The following is a 16,182-nucleotide window of genomic DNA, read 5'->3' as shown; positions in this document are numbered from 1 at the left end:
ATGGAAACAAGACAATATACAATATCTAGAAATCCTTATACTGGTGAAGAATTAGGAAAATTTTCTATAAATACAAAAGAAGAAGTTTTTGATATAATAAAAAAAGCAAAAATAGCTCAAAGAAAATGGAATAGCATCCCCTTACTACAAAGGGTTAGTAAAATAAAAAAAATTATAAAATACATAATAGAAAATGTAGATGCTATTTCTGAGGAAATTTCACTGGAAAACGGAAAAGTTAAAATTGATGCATTAGCTACTGAAGTTTTACCTGTTACCTTAGCAATAGACTATTATTGTAAAAATGCAAAGAAGTTTTTAAAAGAGGAAAAAATTAAAAATAGTAATATTTTGCTTTTTAATAAAAAGAGCAAGATTATTAAAACTCCTTATGGTGTTATTGGAATTATTTCTCCATGGAATTACCCTTTTTCAATCCCGTTTTCTGAAATTATTAAAGCTCTTTTAGCAGGTAATAGTGTAATTTTAAAAACTGCTTCTCAATCTCAATTAGTTGGGAATAGAATTAAAAAATGTATTGAATTTGCTGAATTACCAGAAAATGTATTCAATTATGTAAATGTACCTGGTAAATATGTAGGTGACTATTTTATCGATGGAGGAGTTGATAAAATATTTTTTACAGGTTCAGTACAGGTTGGGAAGTATTTAATGGAAAAAGCTTCCAAAAAGTTGATACCCTTATCCTTAGAATTGGGCGGGAATGACCCAATGATTGTTTTAAAAGATGCTGATATTGATAGAGCTGCATGGGGAGAAATATGGGCTGGATTTCAAAATAGCGGGCAATCTTGTGGTGGAATTGAAAGAATTTATGTTCAAAAGGAAGTTTATAATAAATTTTTAGAAAAAACTAAAAACTATTTAGAAAAATTAAAAATAGGTCCAGATATTGATTATGATAGTGATATAGGAGGTTTAACTTCTCTACAACAATATAACATTGTTAAAGAACATGTTAATGATGCTATTTCAAAAGGAGCTAAAATTTTTTATCAAAAAAATATAGATGAGAGGAATAAAAATTATAAAAACATATATCCACCAACTATAGTTATTAATGTTAATCATCAAATGAAATTAATGAAAGATGAAACATTTGGCCCTGTAGTTGGAGTAATGACATTTGATTCTTTAGAAGAAGCTATAAAACTTGCAAATGATTCCTATTTAGGATTAACTGCATCAATCTGGACAAAAAATAGAAAACTTGCATTAAAATTAGCAAAAAATATTGAAGCAGGAGTTATAACAATTAATGATCATCTAATGAGCCATGGATTAGCAGAAACACCATGGGGTGGTGTAAAAATGTCTGGAATAGGTAAAACTCATGGTAGATTGGGATTTGAAGAGATGGTGCAACATAAGGTTGTTGTAGATGACCTTCTTTATTTTACCAAAAAAAATTTATGGTGGCATCCATTTAACAAAAATATTTATAATGGATTAAAAAGTGCAATGTTTGCTTTATATGGAAATGGAATTTTCGTTAAAATAAAAAATTGGTTTAATGTAATAAAAGTTTTTTTAAGAATATTTAAAGCATAAAAATTGTTTAAAACAATCTTTACTAAATTTTAAAATATGCTATTTTTTCCCTGCAATTGGCCCATTCGTCTAGTGGTCAGGACACAGCCCTCTCAAGGCTGAGACAGGGGTTCAATTCCCCTATGGGCTAATTTTTTTTGTAATTTAAACAACTTTAATTATTAATTCCAATCCATCAATTTTTTTAAGTTCTTGAGAATCAATATTTTTACATTTTTCCTTCATTTATTAAATCAATTGAGGAAGGACCTGTTTGATTATGAAAGTAAGTTTTACTTTTATCAGAAAAATACTCTTTTATTCTTTCCACCTGCTTTGGTGAAGTGTTCTTTGGAATTTGATCGATTTCAAAATACTCAATTTTATCTGCTTCATCAGTTAACATGATTTTACCCCCAGTAATTTCACAAACGAATGACAGTACAATTTCGTTTTTATCAGGTTTACTGTAAACACCTGTAAGTTGAATTGGTTTTGCTGTAAGACCAGTTTCTTCTTTAATTTCACGAACAAGTGCATCCCAGGGGCTTTCACCTGCTTCAACTCCACCTCCAGGTAAATTCCAGAGATCATAGTCGCGCCGATGACAAAGTAGAACTCTGTCCTTGTTATCTGTAATGATACCAAATACTCCGATTGTAAACATTGTTGATAGTACCTCCTTAAATTAAAAATTTTATTCATTTTATCCAAAAACATGCTTAAATAAGTTTATATCTGAAATTACACGGATTTAAGATACAAATTACATTTTTCAACAAAATCAATTGGTTTACTGGGAGTTAAATAATAAATTCTGCCATCTTTCATCTTCAATAGTACCATACCTCTATCTTCTTTTACATTTGAAGAATGTAAATGTTCTGTTTGACAAGATGCAACTACTTTTGCTTCAGTTAGCCTGGATTTATTCTTATTTGCTTTAAAAACAAAAGTTCTGTGTTTCATGAATCATTCTCCTTAATGAATTTAATTTGATTTTATCTTATTATAGTTTATCGTTATTTGAAATTCAAAAATTATATAATTTTCTGGACATTTTTATTATAAATTTTTATTGTAAATAATAATTTTTATTATAAATAAAGTAAAAAAAACAAATAATTAAAATTCAGGAATAAAAATGAAATTAAAAATATTTAAAGTAGGGGAACTTTTAACTAATTGTTATGTTTTAGAATTTGAAAAACATCTTATAATTATTGATCCAGGATATTATTCAAATGAGTTAAAACAATTTCTTTATCAAAAAATAAATAAATTTATTAAAAAAAATATTTACATAATTCTTACTCATAATCATTATGATCATATAGGTGGTGTAGCTCCATTATACGAGGAATTTAATATCAAGAATATAATTATGAGTGAACATGATTCTTCAAATTTAAACAATGAATTTTATACTGGTGAACTTCTTATAAATAAAAAAATTAAAAAATTTAAAGTAACCAAAACATTTGATAAAGAATTAAATTTAGATATTAGTAGTTCAGAATCTTTATATTTATTTAGTACTCCTGGACATACAAAAGGTTCAATTTCAATTATTTATAATAATTTATTATTTTCTGGTGATACTCTTTTTAAAAATGCTATTGGAAGATACGATTTACCTTCAGCATCTTATAATGATATAATTAATTCAATTAAAAAATATTTTTCTTTTAATAAAAACTTTTATATATATCCAGGACATGGTGAACAAACAACGCTTTTTGAAGAAAAAGAATGGTTAATCAATAATGGTATCATTTAACTAACTAAATCAATATCCTATAATTCGACTAAATTCATCAATAGTAGTAATACCATATCCCAATGTATTTTTATTAACTCCATCATTAATTAGAACAATGTTTGACCAGAAATCCTCAAAAAATGTAGTATAAATACTTTCTTTTTTCAAAGGGATCAAATTAAAAGAGATCTTATCCAAAATAATATACCAATTTAAACCATATCTACGGTTTTTATTGGGAAATACTTCACTATATGTGTAAGAAACATTTTTAATTTTTTCAAATGATTTTTGATTTATTAAATATCCATCGATTATATTATTTTTTGGGTTACTGGCAATTATATAGGTTTTATCTTTAAGTGGAATGAAAAACATTTCTAGTTTGTCAGGAAAAGTTTTCCCAAAATATCTATAAACAAATGTTTTGCCTTTAACACTTGAATTAATTTTAAATTTATCATCTTTAAGGAATAGGTTACCGTTAGAAGTAAAATCCCTTGAAATATAATATATATTATCTTTAGAAAAATCTGAAAATCCTGGTAAAATTTGAAAATTTTTAATTTTATTGTTTAAAATTGAACTGATTTTAAAATCTATATTGTTCGATTTAAATCTTAATTCCAGATAATTATCATTCCATTTTAGATATGATTTTCCAAGTTGTATAAAATTTTTCTTAACTTTTAAAACATTAAAAGGATCAATAGAAGTTAATTCATAAAAATATTTTTTATTATCTTTATCAGTGTAAATACCAGCATCAAAAATCCAAAAATTATTAGAATCAACAGTTATTTTGTAAATATATAGAAAATATTGGTATAAATTCGATTTATCATCTTGCATTACACCTGAAATTTTCCAGGTTTCAAATGTTGAATCGATATGAAACTCTAAATTTGAAAGAAATGTTTCGTTAGTATCAGATTTAGTTAAATCTTTAACATGTGGAATATATGGAGAACATGACGATAATAAAATTGAAACTATTATAATAAATATAATAAATGCTAATTTTTTATAATTGGGCATTTCTACTCCTAATAAAGACTAAAATTAAAATAAATTGTTGTAAAATAATATTCTTTTTCTACATAAAGAATATAACAAAAGTATAATAAAACAATATTTTTTTGTGAAGTAAATTATATTACATTGACAATAAAAATGTTGTTGTTAGATTTTTTTATATGAAAAAATTCATAAATGATATAATTTCATTTCTTTTAGTTTTTCTTTCTATACTTTCTTCATATTTTTTATTTTTTTCTAATTTAGGAACTTATTTAACCAGTTTTTCAGGAATTATTATTTTTATTATCCCATTTTATCTTTTTTTAAAAGCAATTAACATTAATTTTTATTTTAATAAAAATATATTTAATTTTATTATTTCTTTTACTTTTATCATTTTTATTTTAAATATATTTACTATAGTTAATTTTAACTTTTCTATATATAATGTATTTCCTAAAATAATTGAATTTATAATAAAAGTAAAATATTATAAAATACTTTTTAACTTATTTTTCATATCTATTTTTTTATTAAGTATGAGTTATATACTTGAATATATTTTAATTAAGAAATTAAAAAATCAAAAAGAAAAAATAATTGATAATAAAAAAAATAAATCTATAAAATTGTTAAGTTATAAAAATCCTATTATTAATAAAAATAGTGATAATTTTCAAGAAAAAGTTATTTCCTTAAAAACTGATAATAAGAATAAAAATCTTGTAAGTTTGGATAATTACAATATAGATAATAATGACAATTTTAAAAACAAAACTGATATTATTAATAATAACAACAGTTATAAGGTAAACAACAATTCAAATAGTTTATTAATTGAAGAAAACATTAAAAATCAAGAAAAAACTACTTACAATTTAATTGATAGTAAAAATATTTTAAAAAATGAAATAGAAAGTAACATTTTTAGGGAAAATGGTAATTCTAATAATGATCTTGATTTAAACATTAATAAAGAAGAAAATATTAAAAATAATAGTTCTAAAAATAAAAATGAATATAAAAGCAATGAAATTAAAACATTAAATAACAACGAAAATTATCTTCAAAGTGTAATAAATTTACTTGACGATATCAAATTTGGTATTGATGAAAAACCAGATGAAGAGGAAATCATAAAAAAAGGTGGAATTATTGAAAAAACACTACTAGATTTTGGGATTAAATCTAAATTGCTGAATTTTCATGTAGGTCCTGTAGTAACTCGATTTGAATTTTTAGTGGATGAGAAAATAAACCTTTCTAAAATAGAAAAAATTGAAAAAAATATTTCTTATAACCTTTCTGCAGAAAAAATTAGAATTCTTGCTCCAATACCAGGGAAAAAAGCTGTCGGATTTGAAGTACCAAATGATATAAAAGAAATTGTAAGATTTAAAGATTTTTTGAAATTACCTGAGTATAAAAGCAAAAATTATGAGTTACCTTTGATTTTAGGTAAGGATATAGACGGTGTTCCTTATATAGTTGATTTAACAGAAACCCCTCATATGTTAATAGCTGGTCGTACAGGTTCTGGTAAATCAGTGTGTATAAATTCTTTAATTAATTCTCTTATTTTAAAAAAATCTCCTGATGAATTAAGAATTATTTTAATTGATCCAAAACGAGTTGAACTTTCTTTATATGAAGAACTACCACATCTTTTAAGTCAGGTTCTAGTTTATCCTGATGAAGCTGCTTTATCTTTAAAATGGTTAGTTAATGAAATGGAAAACAGATACAATAAATTAAAAGAAAATAAGGTGAGAAATATTAAAGATTATAATAAAACCGTAACAGAAGAAGAGAAGATGCCTTACCTTGTTCTTATTATTGATGAATTTTATGCTTTAATACAGGTTGCACAAAAAACAATTGAAGATTCTTTAATTCGTTTGTCTGCTATGGCAAGGGCTGTTGGTATCCATTTAATATTTGCAACTCAAAGGCCATCTTCAGATGTTATTACTGGTGTTATAAAATCAAATTTACCTACAAGAATTTCTTTTCAAACTTCTTCTAAAACAGATTCTAGAATTATTCTTGATGTTAATGGTGCAGAATCTTTACTTGGAAATGGAGATATGCTTTTTTCTTTTGGTGGCTTACCACCTGTTAGAATTCAGGGAACTTATATTTCTACACCTGAAGTAAAAAATATAGTCAATTTTGTAAAAAACCTTTATTCAAATTATGAAAAGAAAAACATCATAGAAGAAATAAAAAATATAGAAAATACTCCAATAAATGAAAATGAATTATTTGATGAACCTCTTTATATGGAAGCAGTTGAAATTGTAAAAGCTGAAAGAAGAGTTTCAGCTTCATATTTACAAAGGAGACTGAAAATTGGATATAATAGAGCTGCACGAATTATTGAAAAAATGGAAGAAGAAGGTTTAATTGGACCTATGAAAGGAAATAAAGAAAGAGATATTTTTATATAATGTTATTTTATATTTATATATTTATATACATAAATTATTAAAATCATTTCTATTTATAATTATTTAATTATATATTGAAATTTAAGCAATTTTTGATAAAAGTTATTTAGATATTAAAGGAATACCAATTATGAAGAAAAAAAAATTATTTTTTATTTTTTTAATTATTTTACTTGTATCAACAATTTATATTTCAGGACAAGAAGTTTTTTCTATAAATGATGTTATCAGAATAATGAAGGATAGATATAGTAAAATACAGGATTATCAGGGAAAAATTATTTACATGAAACAAAAAAATGAAAATAGTAATCCTGTTAATTCTGAAGGGGAAATTTTTTATAAATTTCCTAATAAACTAAAAATTGTAATTAGTTCACCTAAAGAGATGACAATTGTAACTAATGGTAAAAAATTATGGGTTTATATTCCTTCTTTATATATTGTTGGTGAACAGGAACTTTCTGAAAAATTAACTATTGATGTAGATAATTCTCAAAAATCTATTTCATATCTATTGGATAATTATAATTTTAAATTTAAAGAGGAAAAAAATCTTTATAAATTCAATAACTTTGAAGTTTATAAAATTATTGGAACACCAAAAAGAGTTGAAGCTGGATTTAAGTCAATTGAATTATATGTTACAAAAGATGGATTTATTGTATATCAAAAAGCAAAAACTCTTGATAATAAGGTAGTTTCTTATTATTTCACAGAGGTCAAATTTAATATTGATATTCCTGATAGAATTTTTGAATTTGAGAACGAGATTCCTGATGATGTTCAAATAATAAAAAATTTTTTTGGATAAGGTATAAGTATGAAATCATTTGGTAAAATTTTAAGAGAAAAAAGACTTAATTTAAACAAAACAATTAAACAATGTGCTGAAGAAACAAAAATATCAAAAAGATTTATTGAAGGTTTAGAAGAGGAAAATGTTGAAATTTTTCCAGGGGAAGCTTATTTTACTGGTTTTTTAAGAGTATATGCTGAATATCTAGGATTAGATTCAAAGGAACTTATAGATATTTACAAAAAGCAATCAAAAATCGAGCAACCTATTCCCTATAATGAACTTACAAAACCTTTAAAAAAAGGTTTATCAAAATCCAGCATTATTATTTTATCTTCTTTACTTGTATTAATAATTATTCTATTTTTTGTTTATAATTTCTTTATTAAAACACCAAACAAAGAATTTACAAATACAACTAAAAAAGAAGAAGTTACACAAAATAAAAATACTCAAAATCAACAAAATAATGATTTATATAATGATTTTTATAAATTTTCTGAAAAAAAAATTTTAAAAAATTTTAAAATAAATGAAGGTTTTACTTTTATAACTGATGATAATAATGACATGCATTTTAAAATAAATGATATTGACCTTGTAAACAAAACAGTGAAAATTTCTTTTATTGAATTAAATAAGTTAATTAGTCTACCAATAAAGAACCAGATTATATTTGATTTTAATAATGATAGTTTTCCAGATTTTACTATAACTGTTGAAAATATTACAAATGAAGGTGTTGTTATTGATCTGGAAAGAAATTCTAATGTTACTCCATATGATAAATCAAGTTTTGTTAACTATATTATTAAAGATTTAAATAAGGAGATTCAAAAAATAAATATACTTATTTCAAGTACTGGATATGCTTATGTTAAATATATTGCTGATAATAAAGAAGAAAAAGAACTTTTAATGAAACCTGATGATACTCTAAGAATAGAAAGTAAATCAATGCTAGAACTTCATATATCAAATTTAAGAGCTATTTCACTTAAAATTAACGATAAATTAGTAAAATTACCAGATCAAATATTAGGATTTTTTGTAATAAAGTGGGTTTATAATGAAGAACTTGAAAAATATCAATTGGTTTTCAATTCCAAAGAATAAGAAATTTTATATAGAAACTTTAGGTTGTCCAAAAAATGAAGTTATTTCAGAAAAAATCGCTTATTTATTGAATAAACGATTTAACATTACAAAAAATCCTGAAAATGCTGATTATCTACTTGTTAATAGTTGTGGTTTTATTGAACCTGCATTAAGTGAAACAATAAACACTGTTTTAGATTATTCTACCAATAAAAAAGGTAAAAAAATTATTTTAACTGGATGTGCAACTCAGGTATTTTATGAAGAGCTTAAAAAGGAATTAACTGAAGCAGATTATGTTTTAAATTATGATGAACTTAACAATATTCTTTTAAATAATAATTTTGAACAATCTGGAAGATACAGGTTATTTCAACGTTTTTACACTTATCTAAGGATTTCAGAAGGTTGTTCGCAAAATTGTACATATTGTATAATTCCCCAAATAAAAGGGAAATTTAAACCTTTTTCAGAAAAATTAATTCTGGATGAAATAAAAGAACTAAATAAAGAACATTATAAAGAAATAGTTATTGTTTCTCAAGACACCCTTTCTTTTGGTATTACTAATTTAAAAAAAATTATAAATTTTCTTGCTGAAAAAAATTTCCATTGGATCAGATTAATGTATTTTAATCCTGATGTTTATACTGATGATGTACAGGATCTTTTTAGTCTTAAAAATGTTGTTAAATATGTTGAGATACCTATTCAGCATACAGAAGATAGAATTTTGAAGTTAATGGGTAGAAAATCCAGTTATGATAGAATTAAAAAAATAATATATAATTTAAAAGAAAAGTATCCTGAATTAATTTTAAGAACCACTGTAATTACTGGTTTTCCTTCAGAAACAGATGAAGATTTCAACAATTTGAAAAATAAATTATTAGAGCTTCCTTTTGATTATGTTGGTGTATTTCCATATTCAGATATAGAAAAAGCTGCTTCATATAAACTTGAAAATAAAATTGATGAGAATATTATTATTAAAAGATATAATGAATTAACTGAAATTTTAAATAGTAAAGCGCAATTTTTATTTAAAAAATTAAAAAATAAAATTGAATTTTTTATAGAAAATATTGATTATGAAAATAATCAACTTATTGGAAGAATTTATGCTCAAGCGCCAGAAATTGATGGTATTACTTATGTTAAACCAAAATTTGAATTAAATAAATATAATCCAGGAAATTTTATATATATCAAGTTATATGACAATATTTTATATGATTTTTATGGAGAGGAAATATGAATCTTTCTAATATTTTAACAGGGTTAAGGTTTATCCTTGTTATCCCTTTTATAATCTATCTTTTAAAACCTGATCCTGTAAGTATAATAATATCTTTTATTATTTATCTTATAGCTTCTATTACTGATTATTTTGACGGTTACTTCGCTAGAAAACTTAATGTTGTATCAAAAATAGGTGCTTTTTTAGATCCTCTTGCTGATAAAATATTGGTAATCACTGCTTTTGCTATATTTTCACTAAAAAAATTTGTTTATTTACCTTTTTACTTTGTTATTATATTAGCATTCAGAGATTATTTTATTACAGTTCTAAGAATAGAGGTTGATAAACAAAAAGAAAAAGGAAATTCTAATAAAAAAGAATTTAAAACTTCTTTTGCAGCTAAATTTAAAACAGCTTTTCAAATGATTACAATTATTATTTTCTATTTTGTATATCTTGTAAATATAAATTATATAAAATTAAACCAGACTAATTTTTTAAAAATTATACCTTTAATATTTTTTACAATTTCACTTTTATTAACATATTATTCTGCTATAAAATATGTTCTATCTTATTTGAAAGAATCATATATAACTTTAGTTAAATCGATTGCAACATTTTTTTATTTAGGATATTTAACAAAATTCCCAGGAACTTTTGTTACATTAATTGCAACTATTATTATATTTTTTTTAAATTTCAATTTATATTCGTTTTTAATAATTTTAGTGATAATTATTATTTTAGGAATAATAAGTTCAAATATTGTAGAAAAAATTGAAAATGTAATTGATCCTGGATACATTACAATTGATGAAATAAGTGGAATTTTAGTAAGTTTGTTTCCTTTTTATCTATTTAACTATATAGGAAGAGATTATTTTATAAATAATTTGTCTTTTAATCTTAAAACAGTTTATTTAAATAAATGGATTTATTTTTGTATAGCATTTATTTTGTTTAGATTCTTTGATATAATCAAACCACTTGGTATTAAAAAAATTCAAAAAATTAAAGGTGGTGTTGGAATTATGATAGATGATTTTTTAGCTGGAATTTATGTTGCAATAATTATGGGAACTTTTTTGCTATTTTAAGTTTTTTAAAATAATAAATAATAATTAAAGTTTAAATTATGGTAGAAATGTTAAATGAAATTTTAAAAAAAGCTCAAAATGGAGATAAGAAAGCTTTTGATATTTTATATAAAAGATTTGAAGTTTACCTGTTTAAAATTTCTGAACCTTTTGTTTCTTTAATATTCAATAGAGATGATATTTTACAGGAAGCATCAATAGCTTTTATAAAAGCTGTAAATACATATAAATTAGATTCAAAAGTTAACTTTAGTGTTTACCTGAAGAAGTTAGTAAAAAATCATTTAATTAATTATGTTAATCAATATAGAAAAAATCTTGAATTTCAATTAAGAATTTTAGAAGATCACTTAAATCAGAGCTATATTGATAAAAATTCAGAATTTACAGAAGAAGAAATATTAGAAAAAATATTAAAAGTTTTAAAAGAAAAATTAACACCTCTTGAAAAAAAAGTATTTCATTTATACACACTTAAAAATTCATATAAATCTATTGCTGCTGCTTTAAATATTTCTGAAAAATCAGTTGATAATGCAATTTACCGTTTTAAATCAAAGATATCAGAAAATCTTACTGAAGAAGAAATTCATTTTATATCAGAAAACTCAAGATTAATTATGAAAATTTTAGATGAAATTACAAAATTCCAGAAATAGATAAAAAGTTCAATTTAAAGAACAATATTTGTTATTAATAAATAAAACAAATAATGAAAAACAAATACTTAAAATTAAATAATAAAAAATAAATAATGAAAAATACAGAATCAAAAAACAATGTTAATTTAACTCCTTCACAAATAGAAGCAATAAAAACTGTTGATAAACCTGTTTTAGTAATTGCAGTTGCTGGTTCTGGTAAAACTCGTGTTATAACTGAAAAAATTAAATATCTTATCAGTTTGGGGTATCCTGCAAATTCCATTGTTGCAATTACATTTACAAATAAAGCAGCAAATGAAATGAAAAAAAGAGTAGGGGAGTTTACTTTTCAAACATTACCTTATGTTACTACTATTCATTCGTTTTGTTTAAGATTATTGAAACAGTATCCTGATTTATTTAATATAAATAAAGATTTTTTAGTTGCTGATGAAGAACTTCAACTATCTATAATTAAAGATATTTTAAAAAAGAAATACAACCTGACAAATTACTCTACAAAAAGTATTAGACATGAAATTTCTCTTATTAAAATCAATCTTGATAACGATATCTCAGGACTTATAAAAATTTTTAGTGATCAAAAAAAAGCATTAGATTTTTATAATACATATCAAAAATATCTATTGGAAAATAATCTGCTTGATTTTGGAGATTTAATACTTAAAGTTGTTGAAACTCTAAAATCAAATGAAAGTATAAAATTATTTTTTCAAAATAGGTTTTCCTATTTTTTAATTGATGAATATCAAGATACAAACCAGATTCAAAGAAAGCTATTGAAACTACTGGTAAAAGTTAATAATATTACTGCTGTTGGTGATGAGGATCAATCTATTTATAGTTTTAGAGGTTCAGATATTACCAATATAATGAATTTTGAAAATGACTTTGAAAATGCAAAAATTATTTTTATGGAAAAAAATTTCAGAAGTAATGTAAAAATTCTTGATATTGCCAATATAATAATCAAACAAAATCAATTTAGAAGAAATAAAAAGTTAATACCTGATAAAACTGATAATGGGGAAGTGCATTTCTTTAGAGAATATGATGAAAAAAGAGAAGCTAAACGAGTAGTTAATATTATAAAAAATAACATAAACGATGGTTATAACTATAATGATATAGCTATATTATATAGAGCTAATTGGCAATCTGCATATATAGAACAATACCTTTTTAAAAATCATATCCCATATAAAATTTATCATGGACTTTCTTTTTATAAACGTAAAGAAATTAAAACTATATTTAATTTTATAGGGTTTATCTTAAACAGCAATTCAATATTTCTTCTTAAAAGTGTTATTAATATTCCTAAAAAAGGGATTGGTGAAAAAACAATTGATAAAATTATTGATAAATATCAATCGTCCAAAAACAACATTCTTCTTGATATTTTAAAAGAATCAAGAAAAAATACAATTAAAGAATTTGCTAAAAAAATAATTAAATTAAAAAAAATTAAAAAACCTTCAATTTTGATAGAATCTATAATTAATGAATTTAAACTCTATGAATATTTTGAAAAAGAAGATTCTACTAAATTAGAAGATAGAAAAGAAAATATTTCTCAATTAATTAAAATTTCAAAAGAATTTGAAATCGAAAATGGAAAGTTAAATAATAATAATAATAGTAATATAAATAACCATTTAAATGAAAATAATTTATTAGATAATAAAAAAGAAAATAATACTGATAATAAAAATTTTGATCCGTTATTAGAATTTTATAACCAATTTATGCTTTATTCAAATGAAAATCCTTTAAATACAAATGGAGTAAATTTATTAACCTTACATTCTGCAAAAGGGTTGGAATTTAAAATTGTTATTATTATAGGTGTTATAAACGGTATAATTCCAATGATTAAAATGGAAGATGTAAATGAAATTTCTAATATAAAAAAAATAATGAAAAAAAGGATTGAAGAAGAAAGAAGATTGTTTTATGTTGGTATTACCCGTGCTAAAGAAAAAGTTTATTTTATCTCTTATTATTATTCTTCAAATTTTTATAGATCTAAAAATTCACATAAAAATGTATCCAGTTTTTTAACACATATTCCAAAAGAATATTTTGACACAATATCAATTGCTTCTGAAAATCCAAATTATTTTGATTATAAAAATACCTTTAAGAATAATAGTTTCAATTCAACATTGGATGAGTTAAAAAAACTTGGTGAAGATTCAAAAGAAGATAATGAAAAAAGTAAAGATATAATTAACAATTTTGAAATTGGTGATAAAGTTTTAATACAAAATTATGGCAAAGGAGCTATATTAGAAATAGCAAAACTAAAAAATATGACAAAATTAACTATTAAAATGGAAAATGGGAATAATATGACTTTTATTAAGGAATATGCTAAAATTAAAAAACTGAATGAAAAATAACATTCATACTAAATATTAATTATAAATAATAACTACATATTTCATTTTTAGAATATTTTAATTATTTATAAGAATAGTTAATTGGGGAATCTTAAAAAATAATAAAAATATAGTTAAAAAAGTGATATAATAATCAATTATATATTAAAAATTATATGTATTGAAATAATAATATCTATTTTAATAATTATAAAATCAGGATAAAATATGTTTAAAAATAAACTAACAAAAGAGCAACTGAAAAAAAGAAAATATCCACGTAAAGAAGATTATAGAGGTCATTATTTTCGTGATACAACAGCTATTATTCATTCCTTACCTTTTAGAAGACTAAAACATAAAACACAGGTTTTTTTTTCACCAAAAAATGATCATATATGTACCAGGATTGAACATGAATTACATGTAGCTTCCATTTCAGCAACTATAGCAAAAGCTCTTGGATTAAATGCAGATCTTGCATGGGCTATTAGCCTGGGACATGATTTGGGGCATTCTCCATTTGGACATGTGGGTGAAACAATTATAGCTGATTTATTTAAAAAATTATATGATTTTAAACATGAAATTTATTCTCTAAGGGTAGTGGATTATATAATCAATTATGGAAAAGGATTGAATTTAACATACGCTGTAAGAGATGGAATTATTAATCATTGTGGAGAAAAGTTTGAACAATATATTGAACCAGACCATCAGGTAAAAGATTTAAGTAAAATCAATGATAGAGCTCATTTTCCATCAACATATGAAGGAACTATTGTTAGAATGTCTGATAAAATTGCTTATCTTGGCAGAGATCTAGAAGATGCAATGAAAATGGAAATTATTAAAGAAACAGAAATTCCTGCTAAAATAAAAAAAGAAATTGGAATACAAAATAGTAAAATTATTAATTTTTTTGTAAGTGATCTTATTCAGAATTCCTTGAAATCAGGGAAAATTGGTTTTTCAGATAAAGCTTATGAAATTTTAATAATATTCAGAGATTTTAATTACAAATCTATTTATCATAGCAAAAAATTAATTGAATACCATATTTATTTTAAAAGAATTTTGACTTTATTATACGATTATCTAAATGAAATTCTTATAAAATATAAAAAAAATTATGATGATTATTCTAAGGAAAATAATTTTATAGCTTTTAGATTTGGTGATTATTTATCAAAAATGGAATCCTTTTATAATAATTCTGGAGAAAAAATAGAGATGAGTGTACTTGATTATATTGCAGGTATGACTGACGATTATGCTATAGAATGTACTAAAGAATTAATTATGCCAGATAAATTTAAATTTGAATATAACAAAATGTTTTTTGATTAGAAAATTATTTATACAAATTCCATAGGTTATTAAGAACTTCCTTTAATCTTTTTTCAAGTTTTTCATCACCCTCTGTTGTGACATCATCTTCATTTTCAAAAACTACAAATGGGATATCAATACCATTAAAATTAACATAACCATTTTTATCTTTTGTAATCTCTTCCCAATCATTTTCTTTATATAAAAGTTCCATTTTGTCATCTGACAAACCATGTTCAAGTATGCTGTGAGGTTTATCAGGATTAAATCTTTTTCTGTTTTTACGCAATGATTCACTATAAGAAACATTTATATAAATAATTGATGAATCTTTTAACAACTCTTTTGAAAAAAGATTAAAAGCATGTTTAAATCCGCCGTGTTCTTTCCCTCTTGAAAACTCAAATAAAATAGTATTAGTGTCTAATAAATTTTTATCTTCAATTAAAAGTTTTTTGTATTCAAGTTCAATTCTTTTGATTAAAACATCCCACAGGTATTTGTATTTAAAAAGATTATCAGAAGTAGAATGAAGTCTTGGTTTCCCAAGACTTTCTAATATATTATCTTCTTCAAACCATGTCCATAGCATTGGAAAATCGTCTATTTCAATAATATTTGAAATTTTAAAATCTTTAACCCTTTTTTCAGGATCTAATTTTTTAAGAAAATATATAATCTCACTTTTACCAGCAGCTGGTCTTCCAATTAAAAACAACTTTTTTATATGTTCACTCATAATTTAAATTCCTTATCTATTAAATTGATAGACAATTTT

14 protein-coding genes and 1 tRNA gene are annotated in these 16,182 nt (G+C 23.0%); 11 read left to right on the top strand and 4 right to left on the bottom strand.

The window, feature by feature from the left end; all coding sequences use genetic code 11:
- Both ACZ5EC_RS03570 and ACZ5EC_RS03565 read left to right on the top strand, forming a co-directional pair.
- Complete coding sequence (locus ACZ5EC_RS03570; protein ID WP_464303594.1) at positions 1-1,572, top strand: aldehyde dehydrogenase family protein; 1,572 nt, start codon at positions 1-3, stop codon at positions 1,570-1,572.
- Between the two features lie 58 nt (positions 1,573-1,630).
- Positions 1,631-1,702 (top strand) — tRNA-Glu (locus ACZ5EC_RS03565).
- A gap of 78 nt (positions 1,703-1,780) precedes the next feature.
- Here ACZ5EC_RS03565 and ACZ5EC_RS03560 read toward each other — a convergent pair.
- Together ACZ5EC_RS03560 and ACZ5EC_RS03555 are read right to left on the bottom strand one after the other, a co-directional pair.
- Positions 1,781-2,218, bottom strand: a complete 438-nt coding sequence (locus ACZ5EC_RS03560; protein ID WP_464303593.1) for an NUDIX hydrolase — start codon at positions 2,216-2,218, stop codon at positions 1,781-1,783.
- Positions 2,219-2,295: 77 nt separating this feature from the next.
- Entirely contained in the window at positions 2,296-2,520 is a 225-nt protein-coding gene (locus tag ACZ5EC_RS03555) for a hypothetical protein (RefSeq protein ID WP_464303592.1), read from the bottom strand.
- Between the two features lie 175 nt (positions 2,521-2,695).
- Between ACZ5EC_RS03555 and ACZ5EC_RS03550 the strand changes: the two genes are divergently transcribed.
- Complete coding sequence (locus ACZ5EC_RS03550; protein ID WP_464303591.1) at positions 2,696-3,331, top strand: MBL fold metallo-hydrolase; 636 nt, start codon at positions 2,696-2,698, stop codon at positions 3,329-3,331.
- A gap of 9 nt (positions 3,332-3,340) precedes the next feature.
- Here the strand turns inward: ACZ5EC_RS03550 and ACZ5EC_RS03545 are convergent, their stop codons facing one another.
- Positions 3,341-4,351, bottom strand: coding sequence for a hypothetical protein (locus ACZ5EC_RS03545; protein WP_464303590.1), 1,011 nt, complete (start codon positions 4,349-4,351; stop codon positions 3,341-3,343).
- A gap of 158 nt (positions 4,352-4,509) precedes the next feature.
- Here ACZ5EC_RS03545 and ACZ5EC_RS03540 point away from each other — a divergent pair, with 158 nt between their 5' ends.
- From ACZ5EC_RS03540 to ACZ5EC_RS03505, 8 genes are all read left to right on the top strand, one after another.
- Positions 4,510-6,783 carry a DNA translocase FtsK gene (locus tag ACZ5EC_RS03540; RefSeq protein ID WP_464303589.1) on the top strand — a complete coding sequence of 758 codons (2,274 nt, stop codon included), beginning with the start codon at positions 4,510-4,512 and terminating at the stop codon, positions 6,781-6,783.
- Positions 6,784-6,913: 130 nt separating this feature from the next.
- Positions 6,914-7,597: a LolA family protein gene (locus ACZ5EC_RS03535; RefSeq protein WP_464303588.1), complete on the top strand. Its 684-nt coding sequence runs from the start codon at positions 6,914-6,916 to the stop codon at positions 7,595-7,597.
- 9 nt (positions 7,598-7,606) lie between these two features.
- Entirely contained in the window at positions 7,607-8,698 is a 1,092-nt protein-coding gene (locus ACZ5EC_RS03530; protein ID WP_464303587.1) for a helix-turn-helix domain-containing protein, read from the top strand.
- Positions 8,652-9,938, top strand: coding sequence for a MiaB/RimO family radical SAM methylthiotransferase (locus ACZ5EC_RS03525; protein ID WP_464303586.1), 1,287 nt, complete (start codon positions 8,652-8,654; stop codon positions 9,936-9,938). The genes ACZ5EC_RS03530 and ACZ5EC_RS03525 overlap by 47 nt, the downstream gene beginning before the upstream one ends.
- Positions 9,935-11,023, top strand: a complete 1,089-nt coding sequence (gene pgsA / locus ACZ5EC_RS03520; RefSeq protein ID WP_464303585.1) for a CDP-diacylglycerol--glycerol-3-phosphate 3-phosphatidyltransferase — start codon at positions 9,935-9,937, stop codon at positions 11,021-11,023. The genes ACZ5EC_RS03525 and pgsA overlap by 4 nt, the downstream gene beginning before the upstream one ends.
- Positions 11,024-11,061: 38 nt before the next feature.
- A complete protein-coding gene (locus ACZ5EC_RS03515; RefSeq protein ID WP_464303584.1) occupies positions 11,062-11,682 on the top strand; it encodes an RNA polymerase sigma factor in 621 nt (206 codons plus the stop codon).
- Between the two features lie 95 nt (positions 11,683-11,777).
- Positions 11,778-14,093, top strand: coding sequence for an ATP-dependent helicase (locus ACZ5EC_RS03510; RefSeq protein ID WP_464303583.1), 2,316 nt, complete (start codon positions 11,778-11,780; stop codon positions 14,091-14,093).
- 207 nt (positions 14,094-14,300) lie between these two features.
- Entirely contained in the window at positions 14,301-15,422 is a 1,122-nt protein-coding gene (locus ACZ5EC_RS03505; protein ID WP_464303582.1) for a deoxyguanosinetriphosphate triphosphohydrolase family protein, read from the top strand.
- Positions 15,423-15,426: 4 nt separating this feature from the next.
- Here ACZ5EC_RS03505 and ACZ5EC_RS03500 read toward each other — a convergent pair whose 3' ends face one another.
- Positions 15,427-16,143, bottom strand: coding sequence for a hypothetical protein (locus tag ACZ5EC_RS03500; protein ID WP_464303581.1), 717 nt, complete (start codon positions 16,141-16,143; stop codon positions 15,427-15,429).
- Between the last annotated feature and the right edge of the window lie 39 nt (positions 16,144-16,182).

It is taken from the genome of Exilispira thermophila, assembly GCF_055389015.1.
Note: the sequence above shows the minus strand (reverse complement) of the source record. Positions and strands in the feature narration are given on the sequence as shown.